The organism is Gluconacetobacter brunescens (assembly GCF_048695475.1).
GTDB lineage: Bacteria > Pseudomonadota > Alphaproteobacteria > Acetobacterales > Acetobacteraceae > Gluconacetobacter.
In genome coordinates, this window is record NZ_JBLHEN010000003.1 from 298,629 (window position 1) to 325,204 (window position 26,576).

Genomic DNA, 26,576 nt, shown 5'->3' on the forward strand with positions numbered 1-26,576 from the left:
TGCCGGTGTTCCTGATACGGCCCTATGGGCGGGAGATCAGAAATGTCGTTCGTAAATCTTGATGACGTCGTCTGGCTTTACGTAATCCTGCGGCTCTATGCGGCCGACGACCGCGCCGCCGGGCTCCTGGCGCACGACATAGGCGTAGTCCTGGAACGCGCGATAGGAGAAGCCGCCGGCGGCTGCCACCGCCTTCAGCATGGTCATGCCCGGCTGATAGGAGAATTGCCCGCCATGTTCGACCTCGCCGATGACGGAAACGGGGCGGTAATCCAGGACCTGAACGGTCACCCTTGCGTTGCTGAGAATATGCTGGTCCTTGAGGGTGGTGGCGACGCTCTCGCTGAGTTCCCGGGTGGTCAGCCCCTCGGCCTTGACCATGCCGATCAGCGGAAAGGCAATGCTGCCGTCGACCGGTACGCGCGCATCGGTCTGGAACTGGTTTTCGCCGAATGTCGACACATTGATCCGGTCGCCGACACCGATCGTGTAGCTTGCAGGGTCATAGCGCGGTATCGGCGTCAGATCGCTTCCGGGCGCGCAGCCGGCGAGGCATGCTCCTGTGATCACGAACGGGAAGCCGAGTCTTGCAGTACGAGCACCAAGGGTATGACGGAACGGCAACATGTCGGAACTTCCCTGTTGAGGTTGATTGGTGATGATCGTTTCAGGTCACAGATTGACATCCACCCGGATCATGACGGTGTTGACGGTGAATTTTCCGGTTGTGCCCAGGACGTTCTGATTCGAGATGTCATAATCGAGGTTCAGCCTGAGGTGCCGGTTCATGAGCCACTGAGCCGAAAGCCCCCCTCCGAAAATGGTCTGATCGCCGCCGGACTGGGTCAGGATACTGCCGACGAGATGTGTCGGCGTGTTCTGGTATTGTCCTTTCTGGAAGGTAAAGTGCCCGGAGAGGATAACGTCGCGCCGGTACTGATGGCTGAGGCCGAGCTGCAAATTCGTGTAGGTGAAGCCGGCCACGTTTTCGAAGGCGCTGTCTTCGATTCCGTGCTGGACGTCCAGTTGGAGGCGCGTGAGGCGCGACGGTGCCCAGCTTGCCTGGGCTTCCACGATCGGGGTGGCGTAATCGGGATAGGCTGCGTTGCGGTAGAAACGACGCTGATACCCAGCGAGAACGCGCACGTCGATCAGATGGATGGCGCTGTAATCGATGCCCGCCATGAGGGCGAGCCCGTTGGAATCGCGGCCCGGGTAGCCGGCGAGGCCATGCGTGTAGCGGATTTCGGTACCGCGCAGCATGACCAGCGCGCTGGCGGCTTCCGTCCAGTGATAGCGGCCGGTGAGGCTTTCGAGAATCACCGCCCGGTTGCGATAGGTCTGAGGGACGGCAATGCCGATCGCCGAAGGGAGGCGGGCCCCCTGGTCGAATGAAAAATTCGTGATATTTCCCTCCGGTATCAGGGAGAAACGCCCATCGCGCGCCACGGTATAGCTGAGAGCCGCCCGGTCGACCTGGTATTTCACGGGCTGGATCGTGGCAAAGCTGCCGAGCGTGTTGGGCGTCTGGACGAGGTTGAGATGGGAATAGTCGAAGCCCAGCCTGTCATTCGCGATGTCGTGGTATCCGCCGATCGCGGCTGTCCATGTCGTCTGGTTCTGCGAACCCTGGCTGGGATAACGCAGATCGGAGACCGAGGCATTGGTGTAGAGGCGGTCTACCGACCAGTCCGAGGTAAGGCCCAGTTGCGCGACGGTGGAGATGATCGCACTTTGCCCGCCGCCGGGAAGGCGATTGGCGTTGTCGATGTAACCGACGCCTTCGTTCAGATCGCCGTTCAGCTTGAACCCGCCGAGATGCAGGCCCTGCGGCTGGAATTCCCTGCTGATCCGGATCTGTTCCGAATCGACCCAGGTTTCGCCGACACCGCGCCCGATTTCGGGAAAATACTGGCTCAGGACCTGGGCGGAGGCATGGGTTGGGAAGAGCGGCGCGGCACAGGCGACGGCCCCCACGATACGGTACATGCCCGTTCTGCGCGCTGATCTGTAGGGCCCGTTCATGACGGGAAGTCGTATTGTCACGGTGTGATTACCCACGAATGCTGGAGGGGGCGGGTGTGCGTATCCTGCCGGGATTCGGGTCGCGGCGTTCGGCGGGAGGGAAGATGCGGGCGGGCACCGTGCCTGCCTGTGTGGCTTCCGCCCGGGCGATGCCGGAAATCAGCAGGGCGAGAAAGACGTAGAAGGTCGCGGTGGTGATCGTCGGGGCGGAAAGGCACGCCGAAACCAGATAGCCCGCAAGGACCGCGCTGGCCCCGTTGACGACCTGGATGTCTTCCAGCTTTCGGTCCATCCGGCGCAATGACCTGACACGCGAGACGAGGCGCCATGCGAACCAGATGAGGCCGAGTATACCCGGAATGCCGATTGCCGCGAGCAGGCCGGGGATCAGGCTCGACGAACGGTTGTTGCCCCAGCCGACGCCGAAGCCGAACGTGTCGATAGCCGCTTGCAGGCTGTCGAGATCGGTGGAACTGCGTGCATTATAAGAGTCGCTGTCCTGCTTGTTGGTCACGCTGTCGAAGATCGTGCCGAGACTGGTCAGCAGGTCCGGGGTCATGACGGTCACGAGGACCATGATCACGATGCTGAAGAGCAGGAACTGGATGGCCCGCCGCTTTATCATGGGCAGGAACCGTTTCGCGTGGATTGTGAGGCCCATGAACACCACGATCAGCGCGCCGATTCCCAGGGTGACGATCCCCGTCGCCGATGTGGAAAGCAGAACGCCGGCGATGGCTGCAGCCAGGGTGATTCTGACAAGGGTGCCAGGGAAGTCATTGAGGATCAGCCATCCTGCACAAAAGGCGCCAGCCGCCATGTAGCCGCCAAACGCGGATGGCTCTGAAAAAGTTGCATTGATCCGGGGAAGAGAACCGACTGTTTGTTCGGTAAGGATCGACCATCCCGGATTCGAATAGAGCATGTCCGAAGGGAAGGGGACATGCGCGACATGGCTGGCGAATTGCCAGACGCCGAAGCCGAAGGCGAGCAGGACACTCGCGAAATAGGCCCGCAGGATACTGACGGGATGGAATGGCCGCCCTGGAGGGCCCTGTCGGGTCATGTACAGCGCGACCATCACGAAAGTAATAATATTGAGAAGAAGATAAAGGTCCTGGTTTAGGTTCGCCGAGCTAGGGGCGAGAGGGGTTATGACGAAGGGGGGGGTGGATTTCTGGGGCCAGACATAGACGCGCCCTTCGAAAAAACGGGGGCTCAGCCAGGACGTCACGATGGCCCAGCCGGCGACGACAAGCAGGGGGATGGCGAGTGGCCAGACCCGCGAACGGCCAGGATAGCGGGCGCCGAGCAGAAACTGCGCGCCGATATAGCAAACCATTGTTATGGATGGGAGCATGTTGGGGGCGATACCGAAGCCGCCGATCGTGATCGCGGCGCTGGCCTCGAATATGCCCATGATGATCATGAGCTGGATCAGCCGCTCCGGCCGATTGATCCATATGAGGCAGAGAGGTGCCAGGACCAGGAAGAAAAGCGTGATTCCCACGTGACTCCCTTCCACCGCGGCCGGGCGGCATTGCGCATTGGATGTCCAAGCGTGACGAATTGAAAAGATGGACGGAATGCGTTGGATGTATTAATCATCATCTACGTCCGAACGAAGATCAAGTTTCTTTTCAGGTGCGTATCTGTCTTCCGGAATATGGAAGGGGAGGTGACCTCTGACTGGGGGTGGCGCGGCCACTCCGCAAGGAACCGGCTTTGTCCAAGGAGGCCCCATGACCAGGTCCATTTCAGTGATCGTCGAGAGACTGAGGCAGCGTATCATTCCAGCGGCGGCGGGAGGTTTTTCCGTTCTGGCTATCGGATGGGGAGGAAGTGCGCTCGGTGCCGCACCGGGGGATGGGATCGATCTTGAGGGCCGGGCCTTGATCTTTGACGAGGAGTTCGACCATCTCAGCGTCTCGCCGCACGGGCCGGATACGGTCTGGAGCGCGCATACACCCTGGGGCGGTGATTTCGGCGATGCCATCTTCCGTGACAAGGAGCCGGGTTTGCCGTTCAGTGTCCGGGACGGGATTCTTCGTATCGAGATGCGCCACACGGCGGACGGAAAATGGCAGTCCGGCCTGCTGTCGTCCGCGCCTGGTTTCGGCAGCGGTTTCACCGCGCCTTACGGTTATTTCGAGATGCGGGCGCGCCTGCCGGCGGGGGACGGGGTGTGGCCCGCCTTCTGGCTGGAGGAACTGACGCCGACGGGATCGGGGAAGCATGCCCTCGAAGTCGACATCATCGAGCATTACGGCCGTTTCCCTGCCGCATATAACGTAACTGTTACGGAACGGAATCCGGCGAACAGCCGTGAAAACCATTCGGAGATGCATACCCAGGCGGTTCCGAAAGGAAGTCTGTCGCAGGCATTCCACACGTACGGTGCTGACGTGACGCCGCAATGGGTGATCGTCTATTTCGATCGCCGGGAGATCTGGCGTACGCCGACCCCGCCGCGTCCGCTTGCGGGACTCGATGTGCTCGTCGATCTCGGGTTGGGCGGTGGCTGGCCGATCGACAAGGCGCCGAGCCCGTCGATCATGGAAGTTGACTATGTCCGCGTTTATCAGAGCAGGAAGGCGCCATGAAGATTGTCGTCGGGATTGCCACGGCTGGACGGGCGCCCGTCCTTGCCGAAATACTTCGCGACCTCGGGCGCCAGGTCCGCCGGCCCGACGAAATTGTCGTCTGCGCGCCATCCGATGAGGATATGCTGGGTGCGGCGGAGGCGTCTCCCGGTGTACGCCTGATTACCGGGCCGCGTGGATTGACCCGGCAGCGGAATGCGATCCTTGCCGCCGTGCCCGACGCCGATGTCATCATGTTCTTCGACGATGATTTCCTGGCCGAGGCGCATTACCTCCAGGCGGTCGAGACCCACATGGAAACGAACGCTCGTACGGTTGTCGTGACCGGAGCGGTTCTTGCCGACGGGATCAAGGGGCCGGGCCTCGATGTTGCCGAAGGGCGGGCAATCCTGGCTGCGCGCGGGGAAGGAGGTGGCCCATCGGTGCCTGAGCCGGTCTTTACCGGATATGGCTGCAACATGGCGCTTCGCCTGGCGCCCATGCGGGCATTCGGCCTTTCGTTCGACGAGCGCCTGCCGCTCTATGGGTGGCAGGAAGATGTGGATCTTTCACGCCGGCTGGCGGCCCATGGCGATGTGCTGCTGCTTCCGGACGCGCGAGGGGTTCATCTGGGCGTCAAACGCGGCCGCAGTTCCGGAGTCAAATTGGGATACTCGCAGGTTGCGAACCCGCTTTATATTGCGGCAAAAGGGGAGGGGTATCCTCGAACGCGCGCCTGGGAACATATTATCCGCAATCTGCTCTCCAACGTCGCGAAGGCTTTTCGCCCTGAGCCCTATATAGACAGGCGCGGACGCCTCGCGGGCAATATGCTTGCCTTTTTCGATCTTGTGCGCGGGCGGATGACCCCGGAACGGGCGGCGACCTTATGACAGCCGGTTTTCTCCGACATATTTATCCTTGGGACGATCGCGCACAGGCATGATCCAGACAATTCTTGCCGCTATCGGCGCCTATATCGCTCTCAGTTTTCCGATTGCTTTGCTGATCGGCCGTTGGATCAAGACGTCACGGAGGAAATGACGGCCTGGGGAATGGATGTTCCTTTTCGGGCCGTGTGCAGGCATGTACGGGAAGTCGCATTTCCAAAACAGATTGTTCTCATTCCGGAAGGCCCGTCAGGTGCAATGCCGCCGCGAGTTTGGCGCGGGCCCCTGCGGGGAGGGATGGGTGGCTCGCCATCACGCGGCGGATCGTGAGGGTGGGATCGAGCGCTGAGAGGCGGGCAAGGATGTCTGTGCGTTCGGTACTGTTCTCTTCGGTGGTGAGCGCCACGAGATGGTAGACAAGCGCCGATGGGAGCTGCGGATAGAGGGCGGCGACCATCCGCCCTATCCGGATTGCCTCCGTGGGCAGGTCGGCCAGGAAGAGATAAAGGACCGCGCATGGATCCATCGCGACGCTGAGCGGCTGCGCGTTTCCCGATATGCGGTAATGTCTCAGCAGATTCCGTGCGGTTTCCTGTCGGCCCTTCAGCAAGGCAAGAAGGGCCTGGAGCGCCCGGTAGGGGGCGAACCAGGCCTGATCGGTGTCTTCGTCGTTGCTCTTGAATGGAGAAAGCAGCGCGTCGGCCGTATCCGCGTAGCCGGGAATATGGCAATAAACGAAGGCGAGCAGGAAGTTCCGGCTGATATTGTGCTGTGAAAGAACCGCCGCATGCTGCGCGGCTGCCAGAGCACGTGCCACACTTGCCGCATAGTCGCCCTGGAGGAATGCGTTGGCGCGCGTCATCTCCGTTACGGCGCGGGCAATGGCGACGAGCGGCTGGTTCGGGCCGAGCCATTCCGCGAATTTGAGAAGGGTTTCAGCTTCATGCAGGGCATGATGCTGAGCCTGTAGCAGCGTGATCAGCGCTCGGGCTGCCAACTGATCGGGAGCCAGTGCCTGAATACTGCATTTGAGAAGATGGCGGGCATGGCGGAGAACGGCAGCCCATTGCGCCGACAATACTGCCCGGGCAAGCAGAGGCACAGCGAGGCCGGGATTCTGCCTGGTGCCGGATGGCAGGGCGGCGCGTACTGTCCAGATCATCTCGCCGCCATTCTGCACGTCGATCAGTCGCAGCAGCAGAGCGGGGTGTTCCTCCGTGCCTTTCACGCTGGAATGCAGGATGCCCGTGCATAAAAAATCGATCTGTTTGCCACGGAGGGTCTCGATCCAGTCGGCCGTTGCATCCAGTTCGTCGCGGGGCGGATGGGAGATGACCAGCGTGAAGGCGTCGGACCCGACGAACAGCACGTTGAGCTGGCTCGCCAGTTCGTCCGCCACCGTCTTCAGGGACGGATCTCTCGTCTCGATCGGCATGAGGGTGAGACTGAGGGAACGCACTTTCTGCAAGGGAGGTGGGGGCTGGGATTCGCCTTCCCCTTCTCCGTTCTGCGGGTGTGCCCCGGTCTCGGGTGGATCGGACAGGCGGCGCAGGGTTTCGAGCGCCGGAGCGGCATTCTTCCATGGAGAGCGGCCGGGAAAAAGCGGCTCGTTCGGCGGCACATGGAACTGACCGGTCCGTGCAATCGGAGACGGAGTGTCGGGGGCAGCGTCGCCGGGCATGGGGCCTGTGTCCGATGGAGAGAGGGAGCTGAGAATGCGCACCGGGCTGTCGGGGCTTGCCTGTTCTGATGTCATGAGGCGCTGGATGTGGCGGCAGAACCGCGTTCTCTGGCTCTGGAGCCATAGATCGAAGGCTGGATCGATGCCGTTCAGGTCGGTAAACAGCATCTCCTCCGGCTCAACCGTACTGTCCAGCACATCCAGGCCTCCGGCATAGATATCCTCGACATCGACCGACGTCAGGTTCGGCCTGAGCGTTAATGTATGTCGACCGATATCGATGATCTCGGTGCCGAAAGGCTGGAGGACGTCGAGCAGGCGATGGATTTCCTGCCGGAGGGAAGCGCGTGCGAGATCGGTCGGACGTTTGCTCCACAAAAGTTCGGTGAGGCGCTGACGCATGACGGGCTTGCGGTTGGACAGGGCCAGGATGGCCAGCAATCCCCGTGTTCTCCGTGCGCCTGCCGGAAGAATGTTCTTGCCTGTCGGGGTCATGGCGACCATGTGCCCGATCAGTCTGATTTTCAGGATGTTCGCCCCCGTCTTCGGCACGTCATGCTCACTCCACGCTCGCGATGGGCACGGTCTGTCGCCGGGTCGTATCCCGAGGACATGCGGAAAGCGAACGGTCGGCAATCCACCCACCCGTTTCCGTACAATGGCCGGAATGAAGTGGATTCGAATGACCAAGAGATAATAAGGAATTTTGACAGACGAATTCCTCCGCTCTCCGGCATTGTCTCCGGATCGGTTCAGGTTGGTATCGAGGCGGTAGCGTAAACGGTCTTTTAACTGTTTGGTTTCCGCGAAACATGCCGCTGTCTATTTGTTTACCGTCAAATAAGAATGGCGCCACAAGCCGGCGCGTCATTGCGGGCTGTGGGCCCCCCGGCGTCCGGCGGAAAGACGGCGAGGGGGAGGAGGGGACGAACGGCGGGAACATGCAAGGCGGTTCCTCAAACGCGGCGATTGGCGTTCCGGCGTGGATTTCCATTATGCTGTCAGACTTCTCGAGCATGATCGTAACCTCTTTCATTCTCGTGATAGTTTGCGTGCGCATGCCATTTCACAGGCTGTCCTGGATGATGTCATGCTTCACAACCGACATAGAATAATCACGACGGTTTACCGTTGAACGCATCCATCGGTGGATGGTGCGAGGAACAACGTCCGGCATGACAAAAAGACGCCAGAAAAGACGGATGTTTGATAATATAAAAGCTATCGAGATCCATCGTTCCGTAGAGTAACGAAATATTACGTGAAAAAAAGCGAATTTCCCCGTTAATTTTCTATCGGCGGTCATGGCGGCTTTTTCGCGCAATGACTATGGAACTCGCATTTTCGTGAGCGAAGTTCGGCGTGAAGGGGCGGATTTTAAGCCCTTTTTGACGAAGAAATATAATAATTTCAAATTTGAAACCGCATTTTGACAAATAAATAACGATGTATTCTGATACTTAATACTTTTGAAAATGATTAAAAACGCATTACCGCCTGTTTTTATTATTGCGCTCCGCTCGTCCGCGCAGGCAACGTCCCGGTCATACCAGGGAGGTAGCGATCTGATTGGGATCACGCCGCTTCAACTTGCCTGCCAGCTTCATTCTTCGCTGATGACGAGGTGCTAGTATGTCTGGTCTGCAACAGGAAAAATTCATGGGGACCGCCTTTCTCGCGGACGATGCAACGGTTGTTGTCCCTTATGCCGGGCTTATCGGCGTGCAAGTCGGCGGGCCCGAGAATGCCACGCCGATCCGTGATCCGCGCAAGCGCGTGATGGATGTCATGATCGCGGCGACGATGTTGTTCTTCGCCCTGCCTGTCATGCTTGCGATCGTCGTGCTGGTCCGGCGCGATGGCGGGGCGGCGCTGTTCGGCCATAACCGGATCGGCGAGAACGGGCGGATTTTCCGCTGCCTCAAATTCAGGAGCATGGTCGCCAATGCGGATGAAGTCCTGAAGGATCTTCTGGAGCGGGACGACGCCGCGCGCGAAGAATGGGTCAGCACCCAGAAGTTGCGCCATGACCCCCGCATCACGCGGCTGGGCCGCTTCCTGCGCGCGACCAGCCTGGACGAGCTTCCGCAATTGCTGAATGTTCTTCGCGGCGACATGAGCCTGGTCGGGCCGCGGCCGATCGTTCAGGCCGAGGTCGAGCGGTATGGTGACAACATCACCTATTATTATGCGACCCGTCCGGGCCTGACCGGGCTCTGGCAGGTCAGCGGGCGCAGCAATACCAGCTACGCGCGGCGGGTGGCGCTCGACAGCGCCTATGTCAGGCACTGGACGTTCTGGAAAGACGTTCTGATCCTTCTGAAGACCATCCCCGCCGTGCTTCGGCACGACGGCGCGCATTAGGGGCCCGCCATGACTATGCTCTCTGTCCGCGACGAATCATTCGTCGGTCCGCCGCCCCTGCCGCTTGCGGCAGCGCCGGCGGAGCATGTGCCCCTGGGGAATGCGCTGGCCATCGTTCGGCGCAGGAAATGGACCGTCATGCTGATCACGGCCGGGCTGTTCATTCCCCTGGCGGGCGCGATCTTTTCCCTTCCGCGCTATTACGAAACCCAGTCGTCTCTTCTCGTGGATACGGGAAAGACGGAATTTACCGACTTGCAGGCCCACGGCGGCGCCGTGAGCGGCGACACGCTCATGATCCACACCCAGACCGACATTCTCCTTTCGCGGGACATGGCGGGAAAGGTGGTCGACCGCATCGACCTCGTCCATCGGCCCGAGGTCCAGCGGATCATTTACCCGCCGACGCCGATGCCCGGGCCATGGGGCGTGTTTGACACCGTTCGTCATCGCCTGGGTCTTGATCGTGTCCGCTCGCCGCTGCTGACGCGCGCCGAGCAGCGTCAGGTCGCGGTCGACTGGCTGCTTCGGCATGTCACGGTGCGGAATGACGGACGCTCGTACACGCTCGCGATCAGTGCCAAGACGAATGACGCCGCGCTGAGTGCGCGGATCGCGAATGCCTATGCCTCGGCCTATCTGGATTTCATGCGCGATCTCAAGATCACGACTGTGGCCCACGCCCATGAATGGCTGAACGAGCAGATCGGGGCGCTTCAGGCCCGCGTGGCCAAGGCCGAAAGCCGGGTCGAGGAGTTCCGTCGGGCGCATGGCCTGGTGCTGAGCCAGGAGGTCTCGCGCGATGGCGACCAGACGACTCTGACGGGTCGTCGGATGAGCCGTGTCGATATTGCGCTGACGGAGGCTTCCAACAAACTCGCCGAACAGCAGAGCGCCTATGACCAGGTGCAGGCGGCGCGGCGGAGCGGGTCGCTGGGAGCATTGCCCGCCGTGGTGGCGTCTCCGCTCGTCCAGCGTCTGTCCGGGGAACTCGCGGAACTGGAAAAGCAGCGGGCCGGCCTGGGAACGACGGACATGTCGGAAAGCCCGCGCCTGCGCCAGCTCGATTCCTCGATTGCCGGGCTTCGTGCCCAGCTCGGCGCGGAAGAGGGTCATATTGCCGGAAGCCTGCGCGCCCAGGTCGAGGCGACCCGCGCACAGGTCGCCACACTGGAGGCGCGCGTGCGTGACCTCAAGGGAGCGGTCGCGGGTGAAAACGTGGCCGAGGTGCAGCTGCGGCAACTTGTCAGTGAGGCGGAGGCCGCCGAAGTGGTCTATCGCGACTACCTGACCCGGTTCGAGCAGACATCCGCCCAGGCGGCAATGCAGGAGCCGGATGCGGTACTCATTTCATATGCGCAGACGCCCCTTGGCCCGTCGGGGCCGCATCGGGGGCAACTGACGGGTGCGGCAGGGCTCCTTTCGCTCGCGATAGGCTGTTTCGGTGCGATCATGCTCGAAAGGCTGCGGCCGGGCGTGCGCACGCTGGAGCAGCTTGAACAGAAGACGACATTGTTTCCGCTCGGCGTCGTTCCTTTCGCGGGACGGGAGCGCCGGCCGCTGATGGAATACCGGACATCGTCATACACGCTCTCGGTCGATCATATCTGCAACATGCTGCGTCATGGCGACGACCGGTTTCGTGCGCAGGCTGTTCTGGTGACGTCCGCCCTGCCGGGGGAAGGCAAGACGTTCCTCTCTGTCGCCCTCGCCGCGAGTACCGCGCGGAATCATGGGCGCGCGCTCATCATTGACGCGGATATCCGCCGCAACCAGGTCGGCCTGTCGATCCGTCCGACTTTCCGGCCGCCGCAGGGAGATGGTCCGAACGGGTCCGGCCTGCCGGGGCTTACGCGCGACATCATGCAGAATGTCGACCTGATCACGCTGCGCGGTGCGCGTTCCAACGGGAGTGGGCGCTATCTGCTGGATCTGAAGCAGCTTGGGGCGATCATTGCCGAGGCACGGAACCTCTATGACCTGATCCTGGTCGACATGCCGCCGGCGCTGGTCATTCCCGATGCCGCTTCCGCCGGGCGGCTGGTGGATGGCGCGGTCATCGCCGTGCGGTGGCAGCGGACCGAGATGGATGCCGTGCTGACCACCCTGCGGCGGCTCCATGCATGCGGCGTGCGTGTGCTGGGCGGTATCCTGACCCAGGCCGACATGAACGATCTTGGACGGGACAGCGGCATGCATGCTTATCTGGCGCAGGATCTGGACGGCTATGACCGCGCATGAGGCGCGGGCGCTCCCCGTCTATCTGAACGGCCGCTTCCTGAGGCAGACGCTGAGCGGTGTCCAGCGTTTTGCTACCGAAATTTCCGCCGGACTTGTGCGGCGGGGAATGATTTCGGAGATCGTCGTCCCTCCATCCGGCAAGGATGGAAAGGACCTGGAGGCGGCCCGTTCCGGACAGGTCCCGATCAGGACGTTCGGCTCAGGGAGTGGCCATCTGTGGGAGCAGGCCATGCTTCCATGGGCGACGTCGGACGGTCTGCTGGTCAATCTGGGCAATACCGCCCCGCTCCTGGCGCGGCGGCAGATCGTCGTGATCCATGATTGCGGATGGGCGAGCGTGCCGGAAGCCTATTCCGCGCGCTTCCGGGCAATCTATCGCGTGATGCAGGCGGGCCTCATCGCCAGAAGGACCAGGATCGTCACGGTGTCGGAATTCGCCCGGGGCGAGATCATGCGCCATCTCGGTGCACGGCCCGAGCAGGTTTCCGTCATTCCTGAAGGTGGGGAGCATGTCCGGGCCGTTGCGGCCGATGCGACGGTTCTTGCCGCGAATGATCTGGTGCCGGGGCGTTATGTGCTCGTCGTGGGCAATCTCGTCGCGCACAAGAACCTGCGCGTTCTCGCGAAGCTCGGTGAGGCGCTGGAGGCACGCGGCATGGTGCTCGCCATTGCGGGGGCGCGGCGGGAGGGGATCTTCCAGCAGCAGGGCGGCGAGGACATGCCGAGGGCTGCGCGCTATCTCGGCCGGGTATCGGATGGCGCCCTGCGAGTGCTGTATGAGCAGGCGGCCTGCTTTGTGTTTCCCTCGCGCTACGAAGGGTTCGGATTGCCGGCGGTCGAGGCGATGGCCTGCGACTGCCCGGTCGTGGCGAGCGATATTCCGGTCCTGCGCGAAGTCTGCGGTGAGGCTGCCCTGTTCGCCGATCCGTTCTCGCAGAGCGCCTTCGTGCGCCAGGTCATGCGCCTTCTTGACGAGGATGGACTGGCCGGCCGGCTCCGCGATGCCGGGGCCGCGCGTCTGCTGCGCTACAACTGGGCGGAGGCCAGTGCCGCCATGGCCGGCATCATCCATGCCGCCCTGCATGCCGTTCCGACGCATGTTCGCCGTCCCCCCAGCATGGAGCCATCCATATGATGCGCAATTCGCATGCCGTGCCGGCGCAAGAGGTCGCCGCGCGCAAGGAGCCGGGCCCGAGGATTGCCGTGATCCATGAGTGGCTGGAGAAACATGCCGGGTCGGAGCATGTGCTGGAGCAGATCCTGCTGTGCTATCCCTCGGCGGACGTCTTCGTGGTCGCGGACTTCATGGCCGAGAAGCATCGGGGGTTTCTGAAGGGACATAATGTCCGTACCTCCTTTATTCAGAATTTTCCCTTTGCCCGGCGTCATTTCCGTAAATTCCTCGGACTGATGCCGCTGGCTGTCGAGCAGTTCGACCTTACGGGGTATGACCTCGTGATTTCCAGCCATCATGCGGTCGCGAAAGGGGTGATCACCGGGCCGGACCAGCTTCATGTCAGCTATGTCCATAGTCCGATGCGCTATGCCTGGGATCTCCAGGCGCGTTACCTCGAGGAACGCGGGCTGGGGTGGGGGGCTTTGGGTCTTTATACGCGGTGGCTTCTCCATCGGCTTCGGAACTGGGACGCGCGGTCTGCCGCGGGGGTGGATCTGTTCGTCGCCAACTCGCGCTATATTGCCCGGCGCGTGCAGAAGGCGTGGAGGCGGGAGGCTATTGTTCTTAACCCGCCTGTTTCTGTAAATAAATTTCGTCTTTCAGTCGATAGGGAGGATTTCTATCTCGTCGTCTCGCGTTTCGTTCCGTACAAACGGATCGATCTTATCGCTGAAGCGTTCAGCAAGATGCCCGATCGCAGGCTTGTCATCGTGGGAGAAGGCGAGGGCGATGCGGCGATCAGGACGGCCGCCGCGGGTTGCCCGAATATCGAGATCCGCAAACCCCTGCGGATCGACGAACTGGTCTCGCTGATGGGGCAGGCGCGCGCCTTCGTTTTTGCCGCTGCCGAGGATTTCGGGATTGTCATGGCGGAGGCGCAGGCCTGCGGCACGCCGGTCATCGCTTACGGGGTAGGCGGAGCATGCGATATCGTGATTGGAGAGGATGCAACCGACCCTACCGGGCTGCTGTTTCCCGAACAGACGGCGGAGGCGATCGTCGCGGCCGTGCGGAGGTTCGAACAGAATCGACATCGTATCCATGCCGAAGCCTGTCGCGCCAACGCCATGCGCTTTTCGGAGGAAGCGTTCCGTCGCCGTTTCATGGAAATCGTCGATGAGGCCGTGGCCGCGCGTGCCGCCCAGCCATCCGCGCCCGCGGATCGGATCACGATGATGCGGGATACGGAGGCTATCATGGCGGACCACCCGGACGAGCTGCGACGTCACGGATTGAAGGATCATGTGATATGAACGATTTTTCGAGATCACGAAGGACGATTGTTCATCTGTCGAAGCATTGCGGTCGTGGGAACGGCAATGTGCATGTGGCCGTTGACCTGGCCTGCGAGCAGGCGAGGGCCGGGCACGATGTCTATTTCTGTAGTGGCGGGGGCACGTTTGTCCGGCTGCTGGAACGCGAGGGGGTCCATCATCTGACGCTTTTGCAGGACCAGCGGAAGCCTTTTGCCCTGATGCGCAGCATGGTGGTGTTGACGCGGCTCTGCCGCGCCATCGGTGCGGACATCATTCATGCCCATATGATGGGAGGCGTTCTGGTCGGTGCCGTTGCTTCTCGCTTCGCGAGAGTACCCCTGGTGACGACGGTCCATAATTCCTTCGACCGGCATTCGGTTCTGATGCGTCTGGGAGACAGGATTGTTGCCGTCAGCGAGGCCGACCGGAAGTCGCTCATCGATCGCGGCTTTCCGCAGGACCGTACGCGGGTGGTATGGAATGCGCCCGTCGCATCAGCCCGGAACGTAAGCGTCGGTGACAGGGCGCCGAAGAGTGTGCCCCGGCTGTGTCATCCCAATATCACGTTGATCTGCGGCCTTCATGCACGCAAGGGCGTGTTCGACGTGATCGAGGCTACGGCGTCGCTTCTGTCGTCGATGCCGGAATGGACGCTCTACATCGCCGGGGAAGGCCCCGATCAGGCAGAGCTGATGGAACGGGTCGAAGCTTTGGGGTTGGCGGAGCGGATCATCTTCCTGGGCTATGTGGAAGGCCCGGAGGTACTCTACAGTCAGACCGACATCTTCGTGCTGGCTTCCTATGCCGATCCGGGCAGCCTGACGATCGGGGAGGCGCGAGCCGCCGGATGCGCGATCGTTGCGACCTCGGTCGGCGGAACACCGGAGATGCTCGGGTTCGGCGCGGCCGGCCGGCTCGTTCCGCCAGGACGGCCGGATATCATGCGACGGGAACTTGGCGAGATCATGCGCGACCTGCCGCGGCGGGCGGCCATGGGGCGGGCCGCGCGGCGGGGAGCGGAGATCTTCGAGGCACGGCGGTTGGTGCCGGATTACATGCGTGTCTATGAGGAGGTCGTGCGAAACCGCCGGCCCGGCAAGCGACGCCCGGCCGCCGACCGCGTTTCGGAACGTGGCATGTCCGCTGGATCCAGGGTGATGATGAGGCGGCAGGAGGGCGCATGTCCGAGATAGCGCAGCCGGCCAATATCGGCTCGCGCGCCGCGACGGGTGCGGCGCTGATGGTTGGGGCTCGCCTGCTGACGCGATTCATCGACCTTGCCAGCATGCTGGTCCTGACACGGATCCTGCTGCCTGCTGATTTCGGCCTGGTGGCGATTGCCGGCAGCCTGTGCGGGCTGATGGAGGCGATCCTTGAATTGCAGATCAATCAGGCCCTGCTACGCCTGCCGACTGTCGGGCGGCTGCATTACGACACGGCTTTTACGATCGGTCTGATCCGGGGCGTCGTTTTGATGGCCATCCTCGTGGCCAGCGCGTTTCCCGTTGCGCGGTTCTATCACGATGCGCGCCTGTTTCCGCTGGTGTGCTTTCTGGGGCTGAGTCCCTTCATGCGCGGGATTGTGAGCCCGCGCATGATTGCGTTCCAGAAACAGCTGAGCTTCTGGCGTGACTTTGCCATCGAATTGTCCGGCAAGGGTATCAGCTTCGTCTTCGGCACGGTGATAGCGCTTCTTACGCACAGCTATTGGGCCATCGCGCTGAATACGGTGATATATTCCGGCGCCATGATGGCACAGTCCTACTATTTCGCGCCATACCGGCCGCGGCTGAGCCTGCGTGAGATTCATGTCTTTGCGGGCTTCGCCGGATGGATGACGATGGCGCAGATCGTCAGTGCCCTCAACTGGCAGTTCGAACGCCTGCTGTTGGGCAAGGTGATGAACCGATCCACCCTGGGTATGTTCTCAACCGCGATCGATATCACGAACATCCCTTTCCTCGCCCTGTTCACCCCGATGGCGCGGCCATTGCTGGCGGCATTCTCTCATCTCAGTGAAGACAGGGAGCGGCTGGCCGCCAGTTACCAGAAGGCATCGGTGGCGATGGCGACGGTCGGGTTGCCGCTGCTGATCGGCGAGAGCCTGGTGGCGGATAGTACGGTGCGTGTGGTCGTCGGCCCGGCCTGGGCGGGGGCCGTGCCGATGGTCCGCTGGCTGGCCCTGAGCCTGACGCCGGCGGTGTTCACGCTGGCGACCTGGCCGCTGCTGCTGACCTTCGGACGGACGAAGACACTCCTGAAGCGCAATCTTCTCGAATTCGGCGTTAAATTTCCGCTTGCGATCGCGGGGGTACTGTGGGCGGGATTTTCAGGTGTTATCGCCGCACGTTTCGTCTCGGAGTTCGCCTCGGATGTTTTTGGTCTTTTCCTGGTGCGCGGCCTGACCGGCCTTGGCGTCTGGGAGCAGGTGCTGGGGTGGAAGCGCAGCGTCGGTGCGTCCCTGTTCATGGTTCTTGCGGTCGAGGGGCTGAAATGGCTGCTGCCGCCAGTCGACACGCTGGAACATGCGGCGGTCGATCTGTTTGCCTGCACAGCGTGCGGAGCCGTTGCCTACACGTTCGGTCTTTGCATGCTCTGGATTTTTTCGGGACGCCCGGAGGGAATTGAGAAACTTGTTTTCGATCGCGCCCGTCATATCCTATCCTCGATAAAGGGAAAGGAAAGCGGTATTTTTGGCAGATCGGTGCCGTTTTCTGTTAGCCAGCCAGTCGTCGAGCGGGGCTCCCAGGACTCCTTTCAGTGAAAAACCCGGTGTCGATGCGCGGCATCGGGGCAATGTGTTCTTGATCGAGGAAACGGATGACAAAGACGCTCATTCGCGTGATCAGCGTTGCAGGCAGTGCCCGACGCGACACGTTTCATCGCCCTCCCGTTGGGGTGGAGTGGGAATTTTTCGATGCATCCATCGGTTTGGCCGAAGGGTTCGAATATGATATAGACGTGACCTGGGCGCATATAAAGCGCGCCCTCGCGCCGGGCGAGATCGGGTGCTATTGCAGCCATGTCCGGGCATGGCAGGCGCTTCTTGCCGATCCCACGGCAGACCAGATCCTGGTTGTTGAAGATGACGTTTATGTCGACTGGCCTGTCACATTGCATCTTACTGAGGTCGACTGGGCGTCGAAGGGCGTGCATTTCCTGAAGTTCTTTGGACGATTTCCGGCAAAATTCCACGTTGCGGAAAGAAATTATCCGATATGGGACCGGCATGTTGTGCAATATCAGACGCAGCAGTTCGGGACACAAATCTATCTTCTGACCCGCCATGCCGCCGAACGTTTCGTGCGGAATTTCCGGCGTGTCTCGCGGCCGATCGATGTGGAAATGGAGCGCCCGTGGGCAACCGGCATTCCGGTTGCCGGAATCGTGCCGCCGACGGCTCTTGAGTTGTCGGTGCCCAGTTCGGTCGTCGGCCGGTGTGCCGATAGGGAACCTACGCATCTTGAAAGTGCACGCTATTACGGGGGTGTTGTCATCGAACGTATTCGCGGGCGCATGTATCGTACGGCCGGGCCGCGGGTAAAAATAAATGGGAGGGGTTCGTCCCAATCCGTGTTCGACTATCGGAACCAATGAAAGGCCGTGATCTGCGAACCGATGATCGGCGAGACGATCATTGTTGAAACAATACGATAAAAAATACGTGAAATCCAATCGCGATCGAGAATGTTTATGCCCAGGCATGTGTCGAAGCCCTGTGGTCGTGGCAACGGGTGAAAGCAGCATTCATCGACCTGTTCCTGTCTAGCCGTGTGATCGAATGCCATTAGGAGAGCATGATCCGATGCGAACCCGAGAGCCCGCGCGAATCGAACAGAAGCCTCAGGACATGACGAGAATCTGTGTCTGCTACACGCCGGACCAGTCTTATCTCTTTCCGAGCTTTGTGAGCGCGTTGCAGGCGCGTCGGTTCACGCCGTGCAATCTGGCGGATATCGTCATTATCGCGTTCGGCATCGATCCGGTCGCCGAAGTGATCTTCGCCGAGGCGTGCGCACGCGCCGATATCCTGTTCCTGAGCCGAAGCGAGGCGGATATCGGAGGTGCCCCCGCCATGTTGGCGCGGCTGTTCCTGGCGGATCTTCTCCCGAAACACTATGATTATTTTCTTTATGTGGATGGTGATACCCAGATCCGTGGTCCGCTGGATGACCTGTTGCTGAAGCCAGTTCCTTACGGAATGTTTTATGCTGCCGCTGATCCGATGACATTCGTGGGAGACGATCCGGACCGGCTGAGTCGTAGCATCGCAGCTCATTTCGCGTCGCTCGGGCTCTCGTCGGTCGAGGCGCGCCGGTATTTCAATTCCGGCGTGATCTATGCGGAGCGCAACGGGTGGGCGCGTATCGGAGCGGAAGCGTGGAAGATGTTTTCCAGCCAGTCGGGGGCATCGCGGTTTCCCGATCAGGATGTTCTGAACCTCATTGGCCTGCCGCACTGCCTTTCGATGTCGCTGGCATGGAATTTTCCAGTTTATATGAACAGTATTCGGGTGCTTTCTGTGATCCGGCCGCGGATCGTGCATTACATGTCGCGGCCGAAGCCGTGGGAAGGCGCCTTTCCGCCCTGGAACGCTGAAGCCTCTGCGGTATATGCCGAGATCGCGGCCGCTTATCCGGAGACGGCGCGATATTGGCGTCGTATGAAACGCGCCACCTGGATGCGCTATCATCTTCAGCAGCGTTATAAGCGCGTGCATGCGATGGTCACATGGGGGTTCGGCGCGAAGAGGCGGCGTATTCTCGCTTATGAGCGCGGTTTGAAACAGTCGGAGGCATTACAGGGGGCACCCGGTCGGGATATGGGGGCAGTCCAGTCTGTCCTGACGTCTTCCGTCGGGGCATCCTTGTGATGCCGTTGAGGAGACCGTCCGGAGATGGAGGAGATCCCCCTGTGGCGTGGGTTTTGTACATGCGCTTCGGCGTGCTCCTGCTTGCAGGTGGGATTGGATGATCGGATGAATGCATGAGGTCCGATTATGATCGTGCGGCGTGAGTTTTGGTTTCTGAGATGAATTTGTGACTGAATAGAGTAGCGGGAGGATGCAATGTCTGACACCACACTTCCGGTAATGGGCACGCAGGCGGCCATTAAGACGAAGATCGTGCCGGTGATTTTGTCTGGTGGCACAGGCAGCCGGCTGTGGCCGCTGTCGCGTGCGAGCTATCCGAAGCAGCTCTGGTCGCTGGTCGGGACCCGGACGATGCTGCAGGAGACGGCCAGTCGCGGGGTTGGGGCGATGTTCGAGGCGCCGATCGTGATCTGCAACCACGACCATCGCTTCCTGATTGCCGAGCAACTGCGCGAGGCGGGGATCGAGCATGCGCGGATCGTGCTGGAACCGGCCGGTCGGAACTCCGCGCCGGCGATTGCCGCCGCCGCCCTGCTGGCCGCCGAAAGCGATCCGGATGCCGTGCTGTGGATCATGGCGGCCGATGCGGTGATCACCCGGCCGGACACGCTGGAACAGCTTCTGCCGGTTGCCGCCGCTGCGGCGCAGCGCGGCCATATCGTCGTCTTCGGCATGCATCCGACCCGTCCGGAAACCGGCTATGGCTATATCGAGGCCGGCAAGCCGCTGGCCAGGTTGCCCGAGGCGAGCATGGTTGCGGGCTTCATCGAGAAGCCGGACGCGGAGACCGCCGCCGAGCTGGTGGCGTCGGGCAAATATATGTGGAATTCGGGGATGTTCGTCTTTACGGCGCACACCCTGCTCAAGGAAATGGAACTCCATGCCCCGGTGGTGCTGGAACCGGTGCGCCACGCGGTGGAGCGCCGCACCAGTGATTTGGTCTTCCAGCGCCTCGACCCCGCGTCCTTCCTCTCGGCGCCGGATATTTCCTTTGATTACGCGGTGATGGAGCATACCGACCACGCCGCGGTCATTGCGGGGGATTTCGGCTGGACCGACATCGGAAGCTGGAATGCACTGTGGGACATCGGCGAGAAGGATGGGGAGGGCAACGTCACGCAGGGTCATGTCTGCCTGGAAGGGGTGCATAACAGCTACGTTCGGTCGGACGAGATCCTGACCGCCGTTGTCGGGCTTGATGACGTCGTGGTGGTGGCGACCCGCGATGCGGTGCTGGTGACGCAACATAGCCGGGCGCAGGACGTCAAGAAGATCGTGACGCGCCTGCAGGCCCTGGGACGCAAGGAGGCGGAGGCCCATCACCGCTGTTATCGGCCGTGGGGCTTCTATGAGAGCCTGATCCAGGATGCGCGTTTCCAGGTGAAGCGCATCGTCGTGATGCCGGGTGAGAAACTGTCGCTGCAGAAACATTATCATCGGGCCGAGCACTGGGTTGTGGTCAGTGGCGTGGCGCTGGTGACGCGCAATGCCGAGCAGATCACCGTGCATGAGAACGAGAGCATCTACCTGCCGCAGGAATGCACCCATCGGATGGAAAATCCGGGCCGGATCCCGCTGGTGCTGATCGAGGTGCAGACCGGGTCCTATCTGGGGGAGGATGACATCGTCCGTTTCGAGGATACCTATAACCGGACCTGAGGACTGCTGGAACCAGGGACGGATGGCAGGGTGCAAGAGAGAATCGAGGCGGCGAAGATGACAGGACGATCCCGTTTTCTGGTGACCGGTGGCGCGGGCTATGTGGGTAGCCATGTGGTGGCCGCCCTGCGGGACGTGGGGCATGACGTGCTGGTGTTCGACAACCTGCGCACGGGGCACCGGGAGGCGGTGCCCGATGGGGTGACGTTCGTCGAGGGCGACCTGGCGGATCGCGCGATGGTCGATACGATCCTGGCCAGCGGCCCGTGGGATGGGGTGCTGCATTTTGCGGCGCTGTCGCTGGTGGGCGAGAGCATGCAGCACCCGCTGCGCTACATGGAGGCCAATGCGGGGCTGGGCTTTACGCTGATCGACGCCTGTATCCGCCATGGGGTGAAGCGCTTCGTGTTCTCCTCGACGGCGGCGCTGTTCGGGCAGACGGACGATGCGCTGATCACGGAAGCGACGCCGATCATTCCCGGTTCACCCTATGGCGAGAGCAAACATATGGTGGAGCGGGCCCTGCTGTGGGCGGACCGGATCCATGGGCTGCGCAGTGCGTGCCTGCGCTATTTCAATGCCGCCGGCGCCGATCCCGACGGACGGCTCGGAGAGGATCATCGGCCGGAGACCCATCTGATCCCGCTGGTGATCGATGCGGCGCTGGGGCGGAGGGCGGCGCTGCATCTGTTCGGTGACGACTATCCGACGCCCGACGGGACCTGCATCCGTGACTATATCCATGTCACGGACCTGGCCCATGCCCATCTGGCGGCGCTGGGCGCGATCCATGATCGGAGCGTGGTCTATAATGTGGGCACCGGCCGCGGGCATTCGAACATGGAGGTGATCCGCAGCGTGGAGCGGGTGAGCGGGCGTGTGGTGCCGTGGCATCTGGCGCCCCGCCGGCCGGGTGACCCGGCACGGCTGGTCGCGGGGGCCGAGCGTCTGCGGCAGGAGACCGGCTGGACGCCGCGCTTCGTGGAACTCGATGCGATCGTCGAGACGGCCTACCGCTGGCGCCTGGAACATCCCCATGGCTATGGTTCCGGGGACGGGGGGCAATAAGGCGTCTTAGGGAGCACCCACGGTAAGGCGTGCTTTCTCTTCGGGCAACATTGGTGTATGCCCGATCTGTTACAAGGAGTGTCATGAACGCTTCCTTCCCGGTTCCGGTAAAACAACCTGTTGCCCCGGACTTGTCCCGTCGTCTCGACCGCTTTCTGTGTCTCGATGATTTCGAGGCTGTTGCCCGACGTCGCCTGCCACGACAGATCTATGGCTATTACGCGGGGGCTGCGGAAACTAACCGCTCCCTACGGGCCAACCGCGAAAGCTATGCCGCGCTCGCTCTCGTGCCGCGTGTGCTTGTTGATACGCGCGCGCGTTCGACGACGGCATCTCTCTTCGGGAAATCTTTCAGCCTGCCGGTTGGGATCGCGCCAATGGGCTTGTCTGCCCTGTCGTCGTTTCGGGGCGATATTGTGCTGGCTCGGGCCGCCGCCGCCGAGAATGCGCTGATGGTCGCCAGTGCCACGTCGCTCACGCCGTTGGAAACGATGGCTGCCGAGGGTGGAGCGCGCTGGTTTCAGGCCTATCTGCCTGGCGACAGGGAGCGCATTGCGGCGATGCTCAGCCGGGTGGGCGCCGCGGGGTTCGAAACGATTGTCCTTACCGCTGATGTGCAGGTTCCTGCCAATCGCGAAAATAACGTCCGCACCGGCTTTTCCATGCCTCTCCGGCCCACTCCGCGTCTTTTCTGGGACGGGGCGCTTCATCCACGATGGTCGCTCGGGACTTTCCTCCGTACCCTGATGCGCGGCATGCCGCATTTCGAGAACATGGACGCATTTCGCGGGCCGGCGATCCTTTCGCGCTCCGCCGAGCGCAATATCGGTACCCGTGACGGCCTGTGCTGGGAGCATGTCGCGTTCATGCGCGATAACTGGAAAGGCCGTCTTGTCATCAAGGGAATTCTTTCCCCTGAGGATGCGGCTCTTGCCCGCGCGGCGGGTATTGATGGCGTCTGGTTGTCCAATCATGGCGGGCGACAACTCGATTCAGCCATCGCCCCCCTGCTCATGCTGCAGGAGGTCGTGCGCGAAGCTGGCGAGATGGCGGTGTTGATCGATAGCGGTATCCGGCGTGGCACTGATGTGCTCAAGGCTCTGGCACTAGGCGCGGATTTCGTCTTCGTCGGCCGGCCGTTTCTATATGCTTCGGTCGCGGCAGGCACGGCCGGCGTGCGTCATGCGCTGCGTCTGATGCGGGCGGAAATCGCACGCGACATGGCAATGCTTGGCGTGAAGACGATCGGCGAGCTGTCCCCCGCCCATGTACGGCGGTTTGCGGCCCCGTGAGTGTGCGGCTGAGATTGTGGAGGATGCCGGGGAGGAGGCAGGACACCCTCCCGGGAAAAGACTGACTTTGGGCAGGGACAAGGTCGGATTTCGCTCAACGCGCGGGAGGCCCCTGGCTTCGTGTTCCTAATCCATTATAAACAAACGGTTTCCAAAGGCGTGCCTATGGAAACCGTTTGTCTTTGGGCCGATGAGCAGAGAACCTGTATTTACGGGCTACGGCGGGATCGGTCCTGTCCCAAGAAATCGCGCTGGCGCAAAGGATTCACATGCTCATGCCACCGGTGAAATGCTCGTCGGTCGCTCCGGAGATCGAAGCAGGAATGCCTGCGGCCGCCATGCCCACGCCCGGATCGCGTGGCGGCGCGCCCATTCCGAGTGCCGCCATTTTTGTACCTGCGACGGCGCGAAGCTGTTCCGGCCGATAACCCATTGTAGTGAACGCCCGGATCAGCATCGCGCACCCCATGCGGAAAGTGTTCCAGGGCAGCTTCGCGTCTTTCGCGACACTGAATAGTCCGACCGCATTGCGTATGCGTGTCTCGAAGGCGCCGACCTTCCTGCCATTGCCCAGATAGCTGCCGTAGACATGCATTCGGAGAGGATGGTTGTCGAAACAGGCAAGAAGCCCGCGTACTTCCTCTTTCGGATCTATCTTGTCTTTCGCGAATGTATTGTAGATCGGTCCACTATAGAGTGGCCTGGTATGGGTCATCGGCACCTCGTCCACGATCGCGGCGCGGTAGGCGGGGTCCTTCATCAGCATCGCCCAGATCATATCCGTGCCCCAGCCGGTGAAATGCCGCTCGAACATCGGTAGAAGCGTGCGCAAATAGGACGATTTGATGCAGCATGCCATGGATTCAAGAAATGTGCTGTACCGAAGACGAAAGCCGGGCATACGCAGGACGATGGCATGCGACATGTAGCTTTCGATCGTCATGGCCGGCTGCGCCATCGTCAGATCATATTCCACCGCGATATCGAACAACCTGTTGATGTCAGAGGCTTCCATCAAAAGGTCGTCGTCTGGGAGCATGATATACTCATAACGACGCAGCAACTCGGGGTTGGCCTTGAAATGGCGTGCGATGCTGTCCCATTTGGTGCCGTAATCGAATACGGTCGGCAGATCGCCATCCTGGCAATGTGAGCCGTCCTTGGCGTAAGCATTCAGTTGCAGATCCCAGTTCCGCGTGACCATCTTGTCTGCAAGCCAGCTATGATGCAGCGAGTTGTCACCGACACGGGCAAGAACAAGGAAGCGCCTGTTCTCGGACTGAAATTCTTGTTCCGGTTCCATCCGAAATTCTCCCTGGTCTGGACTCTGGCGATCTCATGTGAACTACTGGAGACGGGAATGTGGGTCTCGATGGAAAACATACGCGACCCGCGAGATGATGATTGCATCAAGATGACGTTTTATCTCGGGTGACATGATATCAATGTCTCCTTTGCCGGTTGAGGCGTGCTTGCCGTTGCCGCGAAATATTTAGAAAATCGGTGGTGCTGCTCGTTGCAAGAGCGGCCAGGATGCATCTTTTGGCGACAGATCGCTTACGTCCAGAGGCCAGGAAATCCCGATCAGCGGGTCGTCGTGACGTATGCCGCCTTCCATGTCGGGCGCGTAGGCGGCGCTGACGGGATAGAAGACCTCGACATCGTCGGTCAGGGTCTGGAAGCCATGGGCAAAGCCAGGTGGTACATAAAGCAGCCGATGATTTTCAGCGGTCAGCAGGAACGATTCATGCTGTAGATAGGTCGGCGATGCCCCGCGCAGATCCACGATCACATCGACGATCTCGCCTCTCGTGCAGCGCATCAGCTTGGCTTCGGCATGGGGGGCGCGTTGGAAATGCAGCCCCCGCACAGTGCCCCGGTTGCGCGAAAAGGACATATTATGCTGCACAAAGTCGGTGATCAGCCCGTGTGCCGTGAATTCCTCCCGGCACATCATCCGGGCGAAGAAGCCGCGATCGTCCCCGCGCGGCTCCGGGTCGATCAGCATCGCATCCTGCAATGTGGTTTTATGAAAGATCATAAACGACCTCTTCGATCGCCATGGACGGTGCGAAGGCTTCCTCCTGCTCCGCATAAAGGCGGTCGATCGTTCGCCCTTCTGGCAGGTCGATATCGGCGAACGTGATGGGCTGGTCCCTGGGAATGGGCCTGTTTATCCGTCCGCCGATCGCAAGCCCCAGTGGGATCAGGTTCTCCGCGCGTATCGTTTCGATATTCTCGATCATTCCATAGGTTTCGAACCCGCCGAGCTCGATGATGACATCCCCTGGTGCGAGATCCTTCTTGGCCAGCGCGATGACGCCGACGCTTGGGCCCGCCAGCGGCGTGAGCGTCGCATCTCCGAACAGAACCGCCCGCGCGATCGAGCCGGGAACCTCGAAATGGCACAGATGAAAGGGCGTATAGAAACAGTAATAAGGTCCCGGACCCATCTTGTAATAATTCAGGAAATGCCGCTGGCGCGGGTCCGCTATCGTGCCGATGACGAAGACGCCGGGACCCGGTCGGGCTCCGATCACATAATCGACGATACCGGGACCGCCGGCGGCGAGATGGGCATCGAGATGGGCAGCAAACGCACCGGTCGTTTCTTCAAGTGGTTCCAGCGGTGCATAAGGGTCTCCGCCCGAGAAATCGGGCCCGATCATGCCGCGCCGCGCCACCTTCATGCCGGTGCCGTTGGCGATGACCGTCTGCTCGAACGAGATTTTCGTGCCGTCGGCGAACGACGCCGCCATGGCCGGATCAAGCCCCCATTTCTGCGCAAAGGAAATCTGCGTATCGGGCGTACGATACGGATCGTAAAGCCCCTTGATGCTGCCGCACAGCACGGGACGGACGCCAATGCCCTCCATGAAGCGGACCAGATTCATCATCACGCCCGGCTGGTCGCCGTCGCCTGCGGTATAGACGACGCCGGCCGCGTCCGCTTTCACTTTCAGGATTGGACCGATGGTGCCATCGAGCTCCGCATTCACCTGGATCAGATGCTTGCCGCCCTCGATCGCGGCCAACACCGCGCGGGCGGCATATTCCATGGATCCAGTCGCCTCGATCACCGCGTCGATCCCTGTCGCTCCGGCCAGCAGCAGCGGATTGTCCGTGACCGCTCGTGCCCCCGATGCGATCGTGGCGTCAAGGGCGGCGGCGTCCGCGCACCACACCGGATCGAGCCCAAGTTCTGTAAAGACCGCCTCGCCGTTCGCGCGGGTACGGTTGGCAACCGCGACGACGCGCATGCCGGGCGTCGCGATCTCGATCGTGCGGGCAATGGCGCGCGCCTGGGTGCCTGCCCCGACGATGGCGACGGTTACCGGTCGACCTTCCGCTTCACGCTTTTTCAACGCCGTATCAACGATGATCATGTTCCGGATCCTGCCGATTGTGTTATTTTCGATGCTCTTGCGTCACGTTGTTCCGTCCGCCGCGCGTCCGGATCGGCGCCTG

At 61.3% G+C, this 26,576-nt stretch carries 20 protein-coding genes; 13 read left to right on the top strand and 7 right to left on the bottom strand.

Going from position 1 to position 26,576, the window contains the following annotated elements; all coding sequences use genetic code 11:
* Positions 1-36 precede the first annotated feature (36 nt).
* From ACMAUO_RS19505 to ACMAUO_RS19515, 3 genes are all read right to left on the bottom strand, one after another.
* Positions 37-627, bottom strand: a complete 591-nt coding sequence (locus tag ACMAUO_RS19505) for a polysaccharide biosynthesis/export family protein (protein WP_420358561.1) — start codon at positions 625-627, stop codon at positions 37-39.
* Positions 628-672: 45 nt separating this feature from the next.
* On the bottom strand, positions 673-1,989 hold the full coding sequence (locus tag ACMAUO_RS19510; RefSeq protein WP_420358562.1) for an outer membrane beta-barrel protein: 1,317 nt from the start codon (positions 1,987-1,989) through the stop codon (positions 673-675).
* Between the two features lie 64 nt (positions 1,990-2,053).
* Entirely contained in the window at positions 2,054-3,454 is a 1,401-nt protein-coding gene (locus ACMAUO_RS19515; RefSeq protein WP_420358563.1) for an O-antigen ligase family protein, read from the bottom strand.
* 313 nt (positions 3,455-3,767) lie between these two features.
* On the opposite strand from ACMAUO_RS19515, the gene ACMAUO_RS19520 reads away from it, so the two are divergent.
* Entirely contained in the window at positions 3,768-4,628 is an 861-nt protein-coding gene (locus ACMAUO_RS19520) for a glycoside hydrolase family 16 protein (protein WP_420358564.1), read from the top strand.
* Positions 4,625-5,500 (top strand): glycosyltransferase family 2 protein, encoded by an 876-nt coding sequence (locus ACMAUO_RS19525; RefSeq protein WP_420358565.1) that lies wholly within the window; start codon positions 4,625-4,627, stop codon positions 5,498-5,500. Before ACMAUO_RS19520 ends, ACMAUO_RS19525 begins: the two co-directional genes overlap by 4 nt.
* A 229-nt stretch (positions 5,501-5,729) precedes the next feature.
* Here ACMAUO_RS19525 and ACMAUO_RS19530 read toward each other — a convergent pair whose 3' ends face one another.
* A complete protein-coding gene (locus ACMAUO_RS19530; protein ID WP_420358566.1) occupies positions 5,730-7,619 on the bottom strand; it encodes an AfsR/SARP family transcriptional regulator in 1,890 nt (629 codons plus the stop codon).
* A 1,218-nt stretch (positions 7,620-8,837) separates the two neighbouring features.
* On the opposite strand from ACMAUO_RS19530, the gene ACMAUO_RS19535 reads away from it, so the two are divergent.
* From ACMAUO_RS19535 to ACMAUO_RS19585, 11 genes are all read left to right on the top strand, one after another.
* Positions 8,838-9,542 carry a sugar transferase gene (locus ACMAUO_RS19535; RefSeq protein WP_420358567.1) on the top strand — a complete coding sequence of 235 codons (705 nt, stop codon included), beginning with the start codon at positions 8,838-8,840 and terminating at the stop codon, positions 9,540-9,542.
* Positions 9,543-9,551: 9 nt separating this feature from the next.
* Positions 9,552-11,783 (top strand): GumC family protein, encoded by a 2,232-nt coding sequence (locus ACMAUO_RS19540; RefSeq protein ID WP_420358568.1) that lies wholly within the window; start codon positions 9,552-9,554, stop codon positions 11,781-11,783.
* Positions 11,770-12,918, top strand: a complete 1,149-nt coding sequence (locus ACMAUO_RS19545) for a glycosyltransferase family 4 protein (RefSeq protein ID WP_420358569.1) — start codon at positions 11,770-11,772, stop codon at positions 12,916-12,918. Before ACMAUO_RS19540 ends, ACMAUO_RS19545 begins: the two co-directional genes overlap by 14 nt.
* Positions 12,915-14,213, top strand: a complete 1,299-nt coding sequence (locus ACMAUO_RS19550; RefSeq protein ID WP_420358570.1) for a glycosyltransferase — start codon at positions 12,915-12,917, stop codon at positions 14,211-14,213. The genes ACMAUO_RS19545 and ACMAUO_RS19550 overlap by 4 nt, the downstream gene beginning before the upstream one ends.
* Positions 14,214-14,281: 68 nt before the next feature.
* Complete coding sequence (locus tag ACMAUO_RS19555; protein ID WP_420358571.1) at positions 14,282-15,409, top strand: glycosyltransferase; 1,128 nt, start codon at positions 14,282-14,284, stop codon at positions 15,407-15,409.
* Positions 15,397-16,980, top strand: coding sequence for a lipopolysaccharide biosynthesis protein (locus ACMAUO_RS19560; protein ID WP_420358572.1), 1,584 nt, complete (start codon positions 15,397-15,399; stop codon positions 16,978-16,980). Before ACMAUO_RS19555 ends, ACMAUO_RS19560 begins: the two co-directional genes overlap by 13 nt.
* A 56-nt stretch (positions 16,981-17,036) precedes the next feature.
* Positions 17,037-17,813, top strand: a complete 777-nt coding sequence (locus ACMAUO_RS19565; RefSeq protein ID WP_420358573.1) for a glycosyltransferase family 25 protein — start codon at positions 17,037-17,039, stop codon at positions 17,811-17,813.
* Positions 17,814-18,021: 208 nt separating this feature from the next.
* Positions 18,022-19,089, top strand: coding sequence for a glycosyltransferase family 8 protein (locus tag ACMAUO_RS19570; protein ID WP_420358574.1), 1,068 nt, complete (start codon positions 18,022-18,024; stop codon positions 19,087-19,089).
* A 195-nt stretch (positions 19,090-19,284) separates the two neighbouring features.
* Entirely contained in the window at positions 19,285-20,748 is a 1,464-nt protein-coding gene (locus tag ACMAUO_RS19575) for a mannose-1-phosphate guanylyltransferase/mannose-6-phosphate isomerase (protein ID WP_420358575.1), read from the top strand.
* Positions 20,749-20,805: 57 nt separating this feature from the next.
* The gene (galE, locus tag ACMAUO_RS19580) at positions 20,806-21,816 is read left to right on the top strand and encodes a UDP-glucose 4-epimerase GalE (protein WP_420358576.1); all 1,011 of its coding nucleotides are present in this window, start codon (positions 20,806-20,808) and stop codon (positions 21,814-21,816) included.
* An 83-nt stretch (positions 21,817-21,899) separates the two neighbouring features.
* Positions 21,900-23,108, top strand: a complete 1,209-nt coding sequence (locus ACMAUO_RS19585; protein ID WP_420358577.1) for an alpha-hydroxy acid oxidase — start codon at positions 21,900-21,902, stop codon at positions 23,106-23,108.
* A 265-nt stretch (positions 23,109-23,373) separates the two neighbouring features.
* Here ACMAUO_RS19585 and ACMAUO_RS19590 read toward each other — a convergent pair whose 3' ends face one another.
* From ACMAUO_RS19590 to ACMAUO_RS19600, 3 genes are all read right to left on the bottom strand, one after another.
* Positions 23,374-24,411, bottom strand: a complete 1,038-nt coding sequence (locus tag ACMAUO_RS19590) for a DUF707 domain-containing protein (protein ID WP_420358578.1) — start codon at positions 24,409-24,411, stop codon at positions 23,374-23,376.
* 189 nt (positions 24,412-24,600) lie between these two features.
* A complete protein-coding gene (rfbC, locus tag ACMAUO_RS19595) occupies positions 24,601-25,203 on the bottom strand; it encodes a dTDP-4-dehydrorhamnose 3,5-epimerase (protein ID WP_420358579.1) in 603 nt (200 codons plus the stop codon).
* Positions 25,136-26,494: an NAD(P)H-dependent oxidoreductase gene (locus ACMAUO_RS19600; protein ID WP_420358580.1), complete on the bottom strand. Its 1,359-nt coding sequence runs from the start codon at positions 26,492-26,494 to the stop codon at positions 25,136-25,138. The genes rfbC and ACMAUO_RS19600 overlap by 68 nt, the downstream gene beginning before the upstream one ends.
* Between the last annotated feature and the right edge of the window lie 82 nt (positions 26,495-26,576).